Source organism: Thermoactinomyces sp. FSL K6-2592, from assembly GCF_038006465.1.
Classification (GTDB): Bacteria; Bacillota; Bacilli; order Thermoactinomycetales; family Thermoactinomycetaceae; genus Thermoactinomyces; species Thermoactinomyces vulgaris.
This window is the reverse complement of the sequence record NZ_JBBOVH010000001.1, coordinates 1,427,982-1,443,720: the sequence shown is the minus strand read 5'-3', so window position 1 is coordinate 1,443,720 and position 15,739 is coordinate 1,427,982. Positions and strand designations below refer to the sequence as shown.

15 protein-coding genes and 1 pseudogene are annotated in these 15,739 nt (G+C 48.5%); 8 read left to right on the top strand and 8 right to left on the bottom strand.

Annotation, left to right across the window (positions count from 1 at the left end; translation table 11 throughout):
• Nucleotides 1-38: 38 nt before the first annotated feature.
• Nucleotides 39-989 (bottom strand): helix-turn-helix transcriptional regulator, encoded by a 951-nt coding sequence (locus NYE37_RS07500; protein ID WP_037996070.1) that lies wholly within the window; start codon nt 987-989, stop codon nt 39-41.
• Between the two features lie 110 nt (nt 990-1,099).
• Between NYE37_RS07500 and NYE37_RS07495 the strand changes: the two genes are divergently transcribed.
• On the top strand, nt 1,100-1,603 hold the full coding sequence (locus tag NYE37_RS07495; protein ID WP_340711893.1) for a DinB family protein: 504 nt from the start codon (nt 1,100-1,102) through the stop codon (nt 1,601-1,603).
• A 33-nt stretch (nt 1,604-1,636) separates the two neighbouring features.
• Here the strand turns inward: NYE37_RS07495 and catA are convergent.
• The 5 genes and pseudogenes from catA to hemE all read right to left on the bottom strand — a co-directional run.
• Nucleotides 1,637-2,327, bottom strand: a pseudogene (gene catA, locus NYE37_RS07490) (type A chloramphenicol O-acetyltransferase); the annotation flags it as partial.
• 200 nt (nt 2,328-2,527) lie between these two features.
• Entirely contained in the window at nt 2,528-3,286 is a 759-nt protein-coding gene (gene hemQ / locus NYE37_RS07485) for a hydrogen peroxide-dependent heme synthase (protein ID WP_037996078.1), read from the bottom strand.
• Nucleotides 3,287-3,307: 21 nt separating this feature from the next.
• Nucleotides 3,308-4,714 (bottom strand): protoporphyrinogen oxidase, encoded by a 1,407-nt coding sequence (hemY, locus tag NYE37_RS07480; RefSeq protein ID WP_062843336.1) that lies wholly within the window; start codon nt 4,712-4,714, stop codon nt 3,308-3,310.
• Nucleotides 4,715-4,728: 14 nt separating this feature from the next.
• The gene (gene hemH / locus NYE37_RS07475) at nt 4,729-5,664 is read right to left on the bottom strand and encodes a ferrochelatase (RefSeq protein ID WP_037996081.1); all 936 of its coding nucleotides are present in this window, start codon (nt 5,662-5,664) and stop codon (nt 4,729-4,731) included.
• Complete coding sequence (gene hemE, locus NYE37_RS07470; protein WP_198050700.1) at nt 5,664-6,695, bottom strand: uroporphyrinogen decarboxylase; 1,032 nt, start codon at nt 6,693-6,695, stop codon at nt 5,664-5,666. Before hemE ends, hemH begins: the two co-directional genes overlap by 1 nt.
• Before the next feature lie 339 nt (nt 6,696-7,034).
• Between hemE and NYE37_RS07465 the strand changes: the two genes are divergently transcribed.
• From NYE37_RS07465 to NYE37_RS07455, 3 genes are all read left to right on the top strand, one after another.
• Nucleotides 7,035-7,727, top strand: a complete 693-nt coding sequence (locus NYE37_RS07465) for a hypothetical protein (protein ID WP_232335025.1) — start codon at nt 7,035-7,037, stop codon at nt 7,725-7,727.
• A gap of 3 nt (nt 7,728-7,730) precedes the next feature.
• Entirely contained in the window at nt 7,731-9,317 is a 1,587-nt protein-coding gene (locus NYE37_RS07460; protein ID WP_340711892.1) for a cbb3-type cytochrome c oxidase subunit I, read from the top strand.
• 173 nt (nt 9,318-9,490) lie between these two features.
• Nucleotides 9,491-10,780, top strand: coding sequence for a hypothetical protein (locus NYE37_RS07455; protein WP_049720171.1), 1,290 nt, complete (start codon nt 9,491-9,493; stop codon nt 10,778-10,780).
• Between the two features lie 67 nt (nt 10,781-10,847).
• Here NYE37_RS07455 and NYE37_RS07450 read toward each other — a convergent pair whose 3' ends face one another.
• Nucleotides 10,848-11,087 (bottom strand): DUF2249 domain-containing protein, encoded by a 240-nt coding sequence (locus tag NYE37_RS07450; RefSeq protein ID WP_037996800.1) that lies wholly within the window; start codon nt 11,085-11,087, stop codon nt 10,848-10,850.
• A 178-nt stretch (nt 11,088-11,265) separates the two neighbouring features.
• On the opposite strand from NYE37_RS07450, the gene NYE37_RS07445 reads away from it, so the two are divergent.
• The 4 genes from NYE37_RS07445 to NYE37_RS07430 all read left to right on the top strand — a co-directional run bounded on the left by NYE37_RS07445 (nt 11,266) and on the right by NYE37_RS07430 (nt 14,495).
• Nucleotides 11,266-11,796 (top strand): DUF2249 domain-containing protein, encoded by a 531-nt coding sequence (locus NYE37_RS07445; protein ID WP_049720172.1) that lies wholly within the window; start codon nt 11,266-11,268, stop codon nt 11,794-11,796.
• A gap of 5 nt (nt 11,797-11,801) precedes the next feature.
• On the top strand, nt 11,802-13,070 hold the full coding sequence (locus tag NYE37_RS07440; RefSeq protein ID WP_049720173.1) for a hypothetical protein: 1,269 nt from the start codon (nt 11,802-11,804) through the stop codon (nt 13,068-13,070).
• Entirely contained in the window at nt 13,061-13,360 is a 300-nt protein-coding gene (locus tag NYE37_RS07435) for a metal-sulfur cluster assembly factor (RefSeq protein ID WP_049720174.1), read from the top strand. Before NYE37_RS07440 ends, NYE37_RS07435 begins: the two co-directional genes overlap by 10 nt.
• Nucleotides 13,361-13,544: 184 nt before the next feature.
• Nucleotides 13,545-14,495 (top strand): multicopper oxidase domain-containing protein, encoded by a 951-nt coding sequence (locus tag NYE37_RS07430; protein ID WP_049720175.1) that lies wholly within the window; start codon nt 13,545-13,547, stop codon nt 14,493-14,495.
• A 48-nt stretch (nt 14,496-14,543) separates the two neighbouring features.
• Here NYE37_RS07430 and NYE37_RS07425 read toward each other — a convergent pair whose 3' ends face one another.
• Nucleotides 14,544-15,641 carry a TIGR04053 family radical SAM/SPASM domain-containing protein gene (locus tag NYE37_RS07425; protein WP_049720176.1) on the bottom strand — a complete coding sequence of 366 codons (1,098 nt, stop codon included), beginning with the start codon at nt 15,639-15,641 and terminating at the stop codon, nt 14,544-14,546.
• Nucleotides 15,642-15,739 lie beyond the last annotated feature (98 nt).

The window sequence follows — 15,739 nt, the reverse complement described above, 5'->3', positions numbered from 1 at the left end:
CTGCATCCGTCCTCTCAGGCGTCAACGCCCGCAAGAACCTAAAGCGGGCGGTATTGTTCAAGGGCTTTTGCCAATCTTTCTTTCAGAAGCTTTTTTAAGGCAAGCGGCTTCTTGACCAAAGCATGCTCGCCGTATTTAAGAAAATAGTCTGCGAAAAAAGGGAGATCGTCTTTGGCTATTCTTCCGGTGATCAAACCTGAGCCATCTTCCCGTTTTTCCAACGACAGATCCGGCCACTGAACCGGTTGAAATTTTTCTGTTCCGTCTTGGGTGAGCTCCACAACCATTTCCATCATTTCCCGCTTCCGGTTCATCAGCGAAAAACGATTTTTCAAACGGACACCCGATAAATCGACCGGCTTTGTGTTTTCGTCATGTTCCACCGATTGATTCCGGTCACACCGGAAAACCCGGTAATCTTTTCTCAAAAAGCAATAAGCCGGGCAATACCATTTTCCGTCTCTTGCATAAACCCCGATCGGTTGAATTTTCCGACAGCTGTTTTTTTCACCCGTTTGATACCGGATGTTTAACACTTCCTGTTGAACCGCGGCTTTCAGCAGTGGTTTCAAAAAAGGGATCTCTTCTTGTTGATGGACAGTGACAAAGTCCATCCGGTCTTTCAGATTGTCAATGGTGTCCCGCAGGTCTCCGGAGAGATTTAAATAAAACTTCTTGATGACGGATTCATACTCCACATCAAAAGGAAGTGAGAGATAATGCCTCAATGCGTGAATGGCAAAAAAGACGGCCATCACTTCTTCCCCGGTAAAAGCAATGGGAGGAAGCACTCTCTCCTTTAAGACCCGATACCCTCCGTTCGGCCCGGTCTCGGAGTACAACGGCACCCCCATCGCACTCAACTCTTGCAAATCCCGCAAAATGGTCCGTTTGGAAACCCCGAATTCCTGTGCCAGTTCCCGGACGGTAAATCTTTTTTTCCGGTTCACCATCATGATCATTTCATTCAATCTTCTCGCCTTGGACATGAAAACCTCCAAATTCTGTGGAACGGTGACAAGGGTTGTCACCATCATAATATATCATGGTTGGCAGATAAATAATAACAGCAGTCAATCAACAATGGAGGAATGATTGGATGTACGTAACCGTTTCAGACTTCATCAAAGAATGGAACAGAGAAGCCGTCTTGACACAAAACGTGTTGGATGGGCTGACTGATGCCTCCTTAAAACAACAAGTTTATCCCGGAGGTCGCACACTGGGGAGAATCGCGTGGCATTTAACCACCTGCATCCCGGAATATTTGGCTGAATTCGGCTTGAAAATCGATCCGGTGGAAAATGCCGATCAAGTTCCGGCATCAGCCAAAAAAATCGCCGAAACCTTTAAAAACGTAAGCGCCAATGCCGCCAGAGCCATTTTGCAGCAGTGGAATGACGAGACATTAAAAGAAGTGCAAACCGCTTTCGGAAGAGAAGAGACCAATGCCCAAATTTTAATGGGACTCATCAAACACACAATCCATCATCGCGGCCAATTGACGGTTCTGATCCGGCAAGCCGGATTAAAACCTTTTGGCGTCTATGGTCCGCCCAAAGAAGATTGGATCCGTTTGGGCGTGGAAAATCCCCCTCTGTAAAACTCTTCTGTGTGCCCGGAATTCAGGACGAAAAAAACCGGCTGTGAAAAGTACAGCCGGCCTTTTTTGGAAAAGATCAAAGCCATTCCTCCGGATGATCCGCCCATTCCTGAACGGCGTTCATAAACATCCCCGCATGATATCCATCACATACCGCATGATGAACTTGCAATGCCACCGGCAAGCGGATGGAACGGCCGTGACGAATCCATTTTCCCGCCGTGACAATCGGCAGAAGATAATCCCGCTGATTATGGATATTCAAGTTAAACCCTGTAAAGGAAGTCCATGGAATCATCGAAACAGAAAAAGCGTTTTCCGGGATCGGTGTTTTGGGAAACAATTTTCCCGAACCGCCATATCGCTCCACATCAGTCAGGTATAAACGGTAAAATGCTTTGAAATCTCCTTCTGCCATTGTCCAAATGCCCGAAAACATTTCCGACTCCCGGTCGAAAATCGTGTACAGCGGATGTAATTGATCCCAACAGCCAAATTCCCGCTTATGGTTGTAACCCATTCGGAAAGCAGGATGTGAATTGACCACGCGGGTCACCACGTAAAGAAACACAGGGTAAAATTTAAATCCCTTTTGTTTGATCCTTGCATACAAAGCAGTGATATCTATTTCCGTGGTCATGCTGAATGTCGTTTGTTGGTTCAAAAAATGATGAAATGTTTCTTTTCTTTCCCATTCATTCCAATTCACTTTATGAAAGTTCATTGAATCCGCCTCCTGAATTTTTATCGGGTGTAAATTCAGGAGGCGGACTTGTCTGCTTTCTTCATCCGTACCACCTTTTAGAGAAATTCTTTTTTATTCTATCATAACCACCCATTGCGGCCGAAGTCATTTCATCATCAAAAAAAGGATGACGGACCTCTTTGTCCATCATCCTTATAACAAGATCAAGCGGGTCGGGTTTATCCGTTTAAACCTTCCAACAGCAAAGCGTTCAAATCTTCCTGTGTCAAGTAATTTCCCACGTAAAACGGGCCAAATTCACCGAAACGTGCGCTCGCTTCGTCAAAACGCATTTCGTAGACAAGCTTTTTGAATTGCAACGGGTCTTCGCCGAATAAGGTGACACCCCATTCCCAATCATCGAAACCGACCGAACCGGTAATGATTTGCCGCACTTTCCCGGCATAAGAACGGCCGATCATGCCGTGGCTTTTCATCATTTCTCTCCGGTCTTCCATGGAGAGCATGTACCAGTTGTCTTCCCCGTCTCTTTTTTTGTTCATCGGATAGAAGCAGACATAACCGGATTTGGGCATCATCGGTTTTAAGCGTCTTTGCACCGACGGATCCGTTTCCGGATCGACATGGGGCGGAATGGTGTAAGCGCCGAGTTCCACAACGGAAATATAAGAATAAGGGGTGGTGGTGACTCCCGCAAAACGCGTTTTGTTAAATTGATTTTTGACTTCGGTCAATTCTTCCAACGTGGGACGGAAATGAACAAACAACAAATCCGCTTTGGTACCGGAAATGGCAAATAAGGCAAAGCTTCCTTGTTTATTTTCTTCAACGGATTCATATTGCTTCAGGATTTCCTTCAGCTCGCGCACCGCTTCTTCTCTTTCGCCGGCACTGAGTGATCTCCATTGATTCCAGTCGATTGAGCGAAAATCATGAAAAGCATACCAGCCTTCATACGTTTCCACTGCTTGCGCCATCTTTTTTCACTCCTCATCTGATCAAGCTGATAAATATTCTATCACATCTCGGACGGCTTTTTTTCCGTGGCTGATGCAATCGGGAATCCCGGATGCACCATAACTGGATCCTGCCATGAAAATGCCCGGATAATGGATGGACATCTGTTCCTTTAATTGCTTCAACCAATCCGGAAAACCGACGACAAATTGCGGCATGGCCTTCTTCCAACGTGTCACATGAGTGAACTCGGGCTCTCCGTGAAAGGCGGTGATCCGTTTCAGATCGGAGAGAACCACCTCAACAATTTCCTCATCCGACTTGTACACGATCTCTTCATCGCCGGCACGCCCCACATAACAACGAAGCAACGCTTTGCCCGGCGGGGTGGTGTGCGGCCACTTTTTGTGCGTCCACGTGCAGGCGGTGATGGTGTAAGGCTCGACACGCGGAATCAAAAAGCCGGTTCCTTCTTTGGTTTTGGGGGCTTCTTCCTCCGAAAAAGCCAGCAGCACCGTCGCCACTGAAGTGGGCCGGTCATTCAGCGGCTTCAAAAAATCAGCTTGCCCCAACATTTCCCGGTTCACTTCATGCGGCAATGCCAAAATCACCGCATCCGCTTCCAAGGGCTCTCCTTGCTCCAAATACAACCGGTACTTTTGCTCCTGTTTTTCCACCCGCTTCAATTGTTCTCCTTTGATCACCCGGACTTCCTGCAATTGTGCTTCCAATTCTTCGACCATGGATTGAAGCCCGTTTTTCAACGTGAGAAACGCGCCTTTGGGTTTGTCGGATTTGGCTTTCGGCGGACGCATCGATTTCATTCCCAGGATCATGCTGCGGTATTTTTTCTCCATCTCAGCATATTGCGGGAAGGTGGACATCAAGCTCATCTGGTCAATGTCGCCTGCATAAATCCCCGATAGCAGAGGTTCGATGATCCGGTCCACCACTTCGCTTCCCAGGCGGTGGCGGAAAAACGACCCCACGGACCGGTCAGCTCCTTCCGCCACATTGGAACGGGGAAGAACCAGGTCGGCCGCGGCACGGACTTTGCCGGCCGGGGACACCAAAGGAGTGAGGGCAAACGGCATGATCCGGGTCGGGACTCCCATCACTGCCCCTTCCGGAATCGGCAACAACTCATCCTTGTGCAAGATATATGCTTGTCCGGTTTGATTCCGGACCAATTGATCTTCGAGCCCCAAATCTTTGACCAATTCGAACGCGCTTTTCTTTCGCTCCAAAAAGGAGTCGGGCCCCTGCTCCATGACAAAGCCGTCCCGGACCAACGTTTTCACTTTTCCGCCCAGACGGCCGGAAGCTTCCAACAAAGTGATTTGCCACTTTTGCCCCTTCTCTTTTAATGTTTTTTGTAAATAATAAGCCGCGGACAAACCGGTCATCCCTGCTCCGGCTATGACGACATGTGGTGTTTGCACGTTCATGACAAATCTCCTCCTCAAGTGGTCAGGCGCTTCTCCACCACATCGGCAAGGCAACGGATAAATTCCGGATCGACATTGGGCATCGGCGGACGGTAATAGTTGGCGTTTAACTCATCCGTCAATTGTTTGCACTCAATATCGTTGTCATAAAGCACTTCCAAATGATCCGCCACAAAGCCGACCGGGCAATAGACAAACGAACGATATCCTTTTTGTTCGTACAATTCCCGGGTCAAATCCAGCACATCCGGTCCCAGCCAAGGCTCCGGCGTCCGGCCCGCGCTTTGCCAGCCCACCGCATAGTGTGGAATTTTCGCTTCTTCGGCAATCAGCTTGGCGGTTTCCGCCAATTGTTCCGGATAGGGATCCCCCGTTTTAAGAATCTTCTCCGGCAGGCTGTGCGCCGTGAAAATCACCACCGTTTGGTCACGCTCTTCTTCCGGGATGGACGACAAAGTTTCTTGAACCCGTTTTGCCCATAAACGGATAAATCCCGGATGGTCATGCCAACTGTCCACCGTTTTGATCTTCGGGCCGCCCAGTTTTTCGGCTTCCTGGTTTGCGCGGTCGTTGTAAGTTTGAATGCTGAGGGTGGAATAGTGTGGCGCCAACACAATGCTGACCGCTTCCTCAATCTGATCCTCTTTCATTTTCCGGACCGCCTCTTCAATGAACGGGTACGTGTGTTTTAATCCCAAGTACGCTTGAAAAGTCCGGTCCGTAGACCTGGAATTTAACTCCTCTTCCAAAGCTTTCATTTGTTCTTCCGTAATGCGTGCCAGCGGGGACACCCCGCCAATCATTTCATAACGTTGTTTCAGGTCTTCCAGCAGTTCGGCCGGCGGCTTCCTGCCGTGGCGGATGTGGGTGTAATAAGGTTCTATTTCCTCAGGACTTCTCGGAGTTCCGTACGCCATGACGAGCAAACCGGTTTTTTTAGCGATGGTCATCACCTTCTTGTATATTGATGGACAAATTCAGTCAATTTTTGAAGCGTTTCCACGCGAACATCCGGAAACACACCGTGGCCCAAATTGAAAATATAGCCCGGCTGTTTCATTCCCTGGTCTAAAATTTCTTTGATCCTTTCTTCGATCAATTCCCAAGGGCCCATGAGAATCGACGGGTCAAGATTTCCTTGCAAAGCTTTTTCGACCCCTTGTTCCCTCGCAAAACGGATCGGCGTCCGCCAATCCAGACCGATCACATCCACCGGCAGTTGATTCCATGCCTCCAAGAGATGACCGGCTCCGACTCCGAAATAGATGACGGGAACATCAGTTTCTTCCTTTAATTTGCGGAAGATCCGCTCCATGACCGGAGCCACATAGGTTTGGTAGTCCTGTTGGTTCAAGGCACCGACCCAGGAGTCAAACACTTGTACGGCATGGGCACCTGCTTCAATTTGTCCTTTCAGGTAATTCACGGTCATGTCGCCGAGTTTCGCCATCAACTGATCCCAAGCAGAAGGTGCCGAATACATCAATGCTTTCGTTTTGTGATAATTTTTGGAAGGTCCGCCTTCCACCATGTAACTGGCAAGCGTAAACGGCGCACCGGCAAAACCGATCAAAGGAACGGAAAGCTGCTCATTTAAAATCTGAACCGCTTCTAAAATGTAAGGCACATGCGTCTTTGGATCCAGCTCTCCCAAACGGCCGATCTCCTCTTCCCCCCGGACCGGGTTGGAAATCACGGGACCGGTTCCCGGTTGAATGGCAACTTCCACCCCGATATGTTTCAGCGGCGTCATAATATCCGCGAACAAAATGGCGGCATCCACGCCCAGCTGTTCGACCGGAAGCGAGGTTACTTTCGCACAAACCTCGGGATTTTCGCTCATCTCAAAAAAAGAATATTTCCGGCGGATTTCCCGGTACTCCGGCTGATACCTTCCTGCTTGGCGCATATACCAGACAGGAACATAAGGGGTGTCCTCTTTCCGACAAGCTCTCAAAAAGACATCATTCATTTGACCCATATTTATCTACCTCTTTATGGTTCAATACTGCAAACCTCTTTACTAAGTTTTTACCCAAACCAACTCTTTCACATAAGTAAAACGGCAATAACAGATTATATATTCCCTGAACATCCATCCCAATATTTTCCTGATGAAAACATAGCGAAAGAGTGTTTGCCTCTGCACATTGTTAATGATATCACAATATATTTTTTTGCCAAGCGTTTCCCGATTTTCTTCATAAAATGTCCAGATTCTGTCTTCCCTTCCGTTCTTTTTCTTCTTTTGTTTTTGAATAAAAATGCTTGGTTTCCAAAAAATAGTACCAGCTTAAAAACGGATCAGGAGGATTTTGACATGCGATATTCCCGGCTTTGGACCGGTCTTGGACTGGTGATTCTGATTTCATTCGCCATTTTGGGATATTACGGGGGAAGAATTTATCAAACCATGCCCCCGGTTCCCAAAAAGGTCGTGACCACAACCGGCAAGGTTTTATTCACCGAAAAAGATATCAAAGAAGGGCAAAACGTTTGGCAATCCATCGGCGGCCAGGAATTGGGAACCATCTGGGGACACGGCGCTTATGTGGCCCCGGATTGGAATGCGGATTGGCTGCACCGGGAAGCCGTGTGGATGTTAAACCGATATGCCGCGGATCAATTCAAAAAACCGTATCAGCAACTGGACGATGAGAAAAAAGCCATGCTTCAAGCCCGATTGAAAAAAGAAATCAGAACCAACACCTATCAACCGGAAACCGGCAATCTCGTCATTTCCCCTTTGCGCGCCGAGGCGGTTTCCCACATCAGCCGGCACTATTCATCATTGTTTGGCAGCGATCCGAAACTGGATGATTTGCGCGAAAAATATGCCATTCCCGAAGGGACCGTCAAAAATCCCGGGCGGATGAAATCCTTAAACGCCTTTTTATTCTGGTCAACCTGGGCATGTGCGACGAACCGTCCGGGAAGTGACATTACTTACACCAATAACTGGCCGCATGAACCCCTCATCGGCAATCATCCCACCGGGGAAATGGTACTCTGATCGGTGATCAGCTTCGTCCTGTTGCTGGCCGGCGTAGGCGCTCTGGCTTGGTATTATGCCACGCAACAACACGATGAAATTGGATCGGAAGATCATTTTCCCGAGAAAGATCCTTTGCTTGCCTTGTCTCCCACTCCATCCATGAAAGCAACGCTGAAATATTTCTGGGTGGTCGGTATATTATGGGTGATTCAAGTGGCGTTGGGAGCCGTCACCGCGCATTACCAGATTGAAGGAAGCGGTTTTTACGGGATTCCCATTGCCGAATGGATTCCCTATTCCATCACCCGCACATGGCATACCCAACTGGCCATCTTCTGGATTGCCACGGCTTGGATCGCCACCGGCTTGTTTGTGGCCCCGGCGGTCTCCGGCCGTGAACCGAAACACCAACGTCTGTTAGTCAACATTTTATTTGTCTGCTTAGTGATCATTGTCATCGGCTCAATGGCCGGACAGTGGTATGCTGTTCAAGAACGGTTCGGGCTGAAGTCCAACTTCTGGTTCGGTCATCAGGGATATGAGTATACCGATCTGGGAAGGTTTTGGCAGTTATTTTTGACCATCGGACTTTTCCTTTGGTTGTTTTTGATGTTGCGGGCAATTTGGCCGGCACTGAAAAAGAAACAAAACGACAGACATTTGCTCATTTTGTTCATGATTGCATCCACCGCCATTCCCTTGTTTTACATCCCCGCCCTGATGTGGGGTCAACACACGCATTTGGCCATCGCCGAATACTGGCGCTGGTGGGTGGTCCATCTGTGGGTGGAAGGATTTTTTGAAGTGTTTGCGACCGTTGTCATCGCCTTCCTGTTCACTCGCATGGGACTTTTGAGAACAGCCACCGCAACCGCTTCCGTTTTATTTTCTACCATTGTTTTCTTGTTCGGCGGGATTATCGGCACATTCCACCACCTGTATTTCAGCGGAACGCCGATCGGGGTTTTGGCGTTGGGTGCAACCTTCAGTGCCCTTGAGGTCGTTCCGCTCGTGCTGATCGGGTTTGAAGCGTATCAAAATTTAACCCTCACCCGGGTCCGCCCCTGGGTGCAAGCCTATCGATGGCCCATATACTACTTCATTGCCGTTGCTTTCTGGAACCTGACCGGTGCCGGATTGTTCGGGTTTTTTATCAATCCCCCGATCGCCCTTTATTACATGCAAGGTTTGAACACCACCTCCGTACACGGGCATACCGCTTTGTTCGGTGTGTACGGCATGCTCGTGATCGGATTGATGCTCTTCTGTTTGCGCGGTTTGACCCAACCATCGATTTGGAAGACCAAAGCGTTGTCGTTCTCGTTTTGGACCATCAACATTGGACTGGCGCTCATGGTTCTTTTAAGCCTGCTCCCCATCGGCCTGATGCAAACATGGGCCAGCGTCGAACACGGAACCTGGTACGCCCGTTCCGCCCAATTCATGTCGCAGGGGATCATTCACACCTTTGTCTGGCTCCGGACCATCGGAGACACCCTCTTTGCCATCGGTGCACTTGTCCTCGGCTGGTTTGTCCTGGGGCTGAAAACCGGATGGTCCCTGACGGGAAAACGCCTTCCTTATGCTGAGAAAACAAAAGATGTATAACCACCCCGTCTCCCTGCTGTTTCTACATGCAGCAGGGATTTTTCTGTGTCATGTTGTTTTATTTTAAAATCATCCGTTGAATCTTTTATATAATTCTATTTATAATTAATAAACAAAGGTAATATTATGCAATTTTTGTTTATTTTTATAACTAAATGAAAGGGGGAGCGGACTTGACTTTCTATCAAATTTTGTCAGAACCGGTCCGATACATCCCGTTTGATCTCGGCGCCCGGCTTTCCCCGGAATTATTCGAAGAAATCAGCGCTTATCTGTCCAAAAATTTTCAAGTATCCCCGTTGACGAAAAGGGAAAAAGTGATTTTGTATGAAAAATGTATCTGCACCAAAATCACCGATCAATTATTTTTATATATTTTTCAAACCGGAATCGGGCTGTTTAAATACTATTCCAAACCGCAAATTTACATCGGAAACATGACCTTTGCCGCGAGGTATCTGGAAAAAAGGAAAAAATCCCACCAAAAAATTCTCAATTGGACCCATGACATTTCTCCCGTCATCTATGTCATTACCAAAGAGTTGAGGGAGTTGGTAAGAAAACACAAGAAAGAGCTTCGACCCAGCGCTTCCTCGGGTTGGGAATACAACGGACTTTCTTACGTCATGACCATGGTTTTTTTCAGCCCGCTTCAAGGCAATGTGGACACCTCCCGCTTTGACCGTCTGCCCCGCTTTTTGCAAAAAGGGATTCCCGCCATTTTAAAACCGGATTTAATCGGTTATGATGATTCCAATGAACTTTCAAAAATGAATGCAAAAAAAGAGAAAGTGTTGGAATACCTGGAAAACATCCACTCGACACCCGTGGACTACGATGACCGGAAGCAGCTCATGATTTTTATGAGTTGGGCCGCCGTCATCATCTTTGGAGAATTTGATGATTCAGACAAAGAGATTTATGAATTGATTGAATTGAATTTGCAACATTACTGGTTCTACTTGTATTGCCTGGATCAATGGCTGCCTATTGAAAAAGATGAATTCAAACAACTGAATTTGTCCATCGATCAATGCATCAATTTAAAAGTGGAAATCGATGATATCCCTCTGATCATCCAATATACGGACGAATCCCGTTTGCCCGAGCGGTTTAAACCCATGGTCGACGGATTAAGCGAGACAAGCCGTATCCATCAATTGTTGGAAGCGTTGAGCGAAAAACTCGATTCATGGATTGAACTTCTCTCCAATGAAGAAATGCGCCGGGCTGAACAGCGCAAAGAGGAAGCGCAAAAGAAATTTGCCAAAAATGCCGCTCTGGCCTTGTATACCATTGCCTTCATCGAAATCACGCCCGACTTGTATGATTTTTTTAATTACTTGGTGGAAATCAGCGGATTTAACCTCGTACCGGTTCAACTGCTGTTGACGGCACTGATCCTCGTTCTTTATGCGACCGGAGCCGTGATTATTTTTAAAAGCGGGGTGACATCCGCTTGAAAGGGGATCACGCTTCAAGCAGTGATCCCCTTTGGCACATCATCAAGAAGGATGGAAATATGAAATGTCAACCTTTTTTGCTGATCGCCACACGCCAGACCTCCGGGCCTTCCTCCAAATACTCCCACCCGAAAGTCTCCGGCCTTTCCATTTGAAACTGATAATAGAGTGGTTTCGGATCGTGGTCGTTGTATAACAACATCGCTTGTCCGGGCTGTAACCCGTCAAAGGTTTCAAAAATAATCCGGTGCTTGTCCTTCGGTTCATATTCTCTTGCATCGACGGTTGCCGCAAAGGAATGTTCCAATGCTTTACCCTCCTTTTATTGATCGGATTCCGCATTTATTTTAGTCCGCTTCTTCCGGAATTTCTGTGATATTTCCCACTTTTCCCCGGAAAAACAAAACCCGGATTTTGATGTGATTTTGGTCACAACCTCCCGGACCGTCCTTCTATATAGTGGGAACCAAAGGAGGGATTCACTGATGAAACAACCGAATCAACCCGTCGTGGAATTGGATGTCCGTGAGGACTTAAGGAAAAAAACTGAGCCTTTTCAAAAAATCATGGGCGCTGTGGCCTCATTGAAAGAGGAAGAACAGTTGCTTTTGCATACAACCTTCAAACCCGTTCCATTAATCCGGATGTTAAAAATGAAAGGTTTTCGGTGTGATGCCACCAAGCTGGCCCCGGATCACTGGACTTGTCTTTTTTATAAGAAAAACGGGAAAACGATCGAGGAAAAGGCGGAACCGCGGCCCCAAACCGGGGAAAACATTGAACCTCAGGTTTACCGCTTGGACAACCGGGGACTTCAACCTCCGGAACCGATGGTCCGGACCCTGAATCAATTGGAAAAAGCCGCACCCGGTGATCAAGTGATCATTCACAACGACCGGGTTCCCGTGTATCTGTTGGAAGAGTTGGACCGGCTCGGCTTCACCTGTGAAGTGGAACAAAAAGAGGATGGTTCCGCAGAGGTTACCATTTTCAAGCCCCGGACGGACAGGAAGTGAAAGGGATGAAGATCCATGCCGATTCGTCATCACTGAAAATCCCGCTGTGCTTTATCATTACGGGGATCTTGGAAATGACCGCGTTTTTCATCACAGCGGTTTTGTTCCAGTCTGACATTCATGTGACGGCACCCCGCTCCCCGTACGGATGGGGATTGACGCATCTCTTCGTCCTGGGGTGGGCATCCATGATTGCCATGGGAGCGGTGTACCAACTGGTTCCGGTGGTTCTCAACCAATCACTCTTCAGCCAAAGAATGGGGGGACTCCATTATGTATTTTATCTGGTCGGCCATACCGGCTTGATCTTCGGCTTTTTCTTTTTTAACCCCCGCTGGATTGCCGTTTTTTGCACGCTCCTGTTTCTGGCCATATTGCTTTTTGTTCTCAACATCGGCATCACGCTGCTTCGGGCCGGGCAATGGAATCCGGTCACCCTTCATGCGGGAAGTGCGCTGGTTTGCCTGATCTTGACCGCTTCAAGCGGCATGTTCATGGGTTTTGATTTTACCCTTGGGAAGTTGGGCGTAAGCCATGACCAGCTTCTTTACACCCATATCTGGCTCGGAGTTGCCGGGTGGTTCGGCAATCTGATTATCGGTTTCAGTTATAAACTGTTGCCGATGTTTTCCATCTCTCACAACCATCCGGTCCAATGGCAAAATCGGACATTCATTCTCTTCAATCTGGCCGTGGCCGGCGGGGCTTTAAGCAACCTGACGGGGATTGGACCGTGGAGCCGGTTTTCCATCATGCTCTTGGCCGTGGCTTTTTGCCTTTACGTTTACGCATTGCACCAGATCCGCCAAGCCGGGATCAAGAAAAATCCGGGAGCCGGCATTCATTTCACCTTGAGAGTCAATTTATTGACGGCGCTCTGTCTTCTTGGGTTTGCCGTTGGTTCCTTTTTCGTTTCCCAACCGTCCTTTTTCATCCTGACCGTCTGGATCGGTTTATGGGGATGGGTCTACCTGACGATCATCGGTTATTTGTCAAAAATCGTGCCTTTTTTATGGTGGACCTTTCAATACGGCAACCAGGTCGGAAAGAACAAAGTCCCGCTTCTTTCTGAAATGATTCAGGAGAAGAAATTGAAACGGGCACTTTATGTTGTGGGCTTTGCCTTTTTGGGAACGGTGCCCGGGATTGTCACATCATCCACCTTTCTTTTTCAAGCCGGATTCCTTCTGTTTTCGCTTTCCAGCCTGTATGCCATCTCCACCATCGGCAACGTCTTCACTTTCAGGTCAAAGGAGGAAAAAGCATGTGTTTAACCCGTGAAACCGTCATCGAAAGACTGAAAGAAGTTTATGATCCCGAGTTGGGCGTCAATGTGGTGGATCTCGGGCTGATTTACCGAATGGACATCAAAAACGGCCATATTTTCATCGAGATGACCCTGACCACCCCCGGATGCCCGCTTCATGACACCATCGTCAACGGGGTAAAAGCCGCATTAAGTTCATTGCCGTCCGTGGAAAGCGTGGAAGTGGACGTGGTTTGGGATCCCCCGTGGACACCGGAGAAAATTTCCCCGGAAGGAAGAGAATGGCTTGGCTTTTGACCCGCCCTTCATCAACACATCACTGCAGCGTTTGTCTTCCGGCAAACGCCGCCCGCCCCTCCCGGGGCACCAAAAGAAACATCCCGCCAAAAATCCGGGAATCCCGGCAGTCTCAACGACTTATTTGTGAAATGATGCACATTTGCAGGATTTGACACGACCAAAGAATACGTGGTGATCATCAATGAAAGCTATAAACTTTCTCTCTGTTCTTGTGATTTCATCGCTTGTCCTGTCCGGTTGTTCCATTGTGCCAAAAGAAGAACCGGAAACACCCCCGGAGAAAACCGAACCTGCCGTGCAACGGGAGAACGCATCGCCGATCCCGCCGAAAATCACCCGGGACGGGAAAACAGTCCGTATTGAAATGACCGCACAAGTGACGGACGTCGAGATCTCCAAAGGCGTGAATTACAACGCCTGGACTTTTAACGGCACGGTTCCCGGCCCGGTGATCCGGGTCAAAGAAGGGGACACACTTTTCTTCACCTTAAAAAACAAAGATCCGAACCTGCCGCATTCGATGGACTTTCATGCCGTCCATGCCGCCCCCGACAAAAAATTTGCAAACGTGATGCCCCGTCAGCAAAACACCTTCGCCTATTCCGCCGATACCCCCGGCGTCTTCATGTACCACTGCGGAACCGACCCGGTCCTGCAACACGTTGCCAACGGAATGTTCGGCATGATCATCGTTGAACCCAAAAACGGCTATCCGACCGATGCAACGATCGACCGCGAATATGTCATCGTCCAAAGCGAATGGTATAAAGAAAATGACCTTGGTGCCATGACCAACGGAATGCCGGAATACAATGTGTTCAACGGCAACGATTATGCTTTGAAAGAACAACCGCTCCATGCAAAAGCCGGCGAACGGATCCGGTTGTATGTGCTCAACGCCGGGCCGAATGAAGTTTCTTCCTTCCATGTGATCGGCACCACCCTGGATACTGTCTATTTGGACGGAAATCCCCGCAACCGGCTACATGGTCTGCAAACCGTGCAACTTTCGCCGAGCGCGGGCGCCGTGATCGAACTAACCGTCACGAAAGAAGGAAACTATCCTTTCATCAGCCATCAGCTCCGGCAAGCTTCCAAAGGCGCCAAAGGAATCATCCGGGTAACCCGGTAAAAAAGAAAGGGACTTCCGACCTTGGAAGTCCCTTTTTCTTTGGTTTTTTCATGTTTCCGGCCGAAACGCTGCCGGAATGTAACTGCAGGAGGGATCGCTCTCCAGATAATCCCCGGTCAACGCATAAGCCCGTGACCTGGACCCTCCGCAAATCTCCTTGAATTCACAAACCCCGCATTTACCTTTCAGCTTCGATTTATCCCGCAAGTTTTGCATGACGGGCGACTCGCGGTAAATTTTCCACAACGGTTCCCACCGGACATTTCCGCAAACCACCGGCAAAAAACCGCTGGGATACACTTCGCCGATATGACTGATAAACACAAATCCGTCTCCGTCATTCACGGCTTTCGGCGCTCTTCCCAAAACATCTTTTCGTTTGCCTGCTTGTGAAACGCCCGTTTCCTGCTGTCGCCGGGACTCCTGTAAAAAGACACGGCGATGGTGCGGCGCTTCCGTCACTTTGATATCACAAGGCATCGTTTTTTTGAGCTCGTACAGCCATTTCATCACCGATTCATGCTCCTCGGGGGAAATCATGTCTTTTTTTAATCCCCTCCCGGTGGGGACCAGGAAGAAGACACTCCATAACACCGCTTCCATCTCTTTGACTGTGTCCGCAATCTCCGGCAAATCTTCCAGATTGTATTTGGAAACAGTGGTATTGATTTGAAGCGGAATCCCCAATTCTTTCAGATATTGAATTCCTCTCATGGTCAAATCATAAGATCCTTTGGTTCCCCGGAAAAAATCATGGATCTCGGCACATGAACCATCCAGGCTGAAGGCCCAGCGGGACAATTTGGCTTCTTTGGCTTTTTCCACCGCCCGGCGGGTCACCCTGGGGGTGGCGCTGGGGGTGATGGAAACGGGTAAGTTCTTTTCTTCAATGGCATATATGGCCAATTCAAACAAATCCGGGCGCATAAATGGATCGCCGCCCGTAAAGACCAACAAAGGCGAATCCATCATCGCAATCTCATCAATTAAATGTTTTCCCTCTTCAAACGAGAGCTCTCTCGGATCCCGGCGGTACTGGGCCTCCGCGCGGCAATGCAAACATTTCAACGCACAAGCCCGGGTGACTTCCCATATCACAATAAACGGATTCACGTTGTAATCCCTTGGTTTTGCCCATGCCTTCATCCCATCACATCCCTTCCAGCTTCATCTTAGCCAAAAAAACGATTTCTCTTTGTGAATAAGATCACAAAACAAAAAAGAGCTTCCCCACAGGAAAGCTC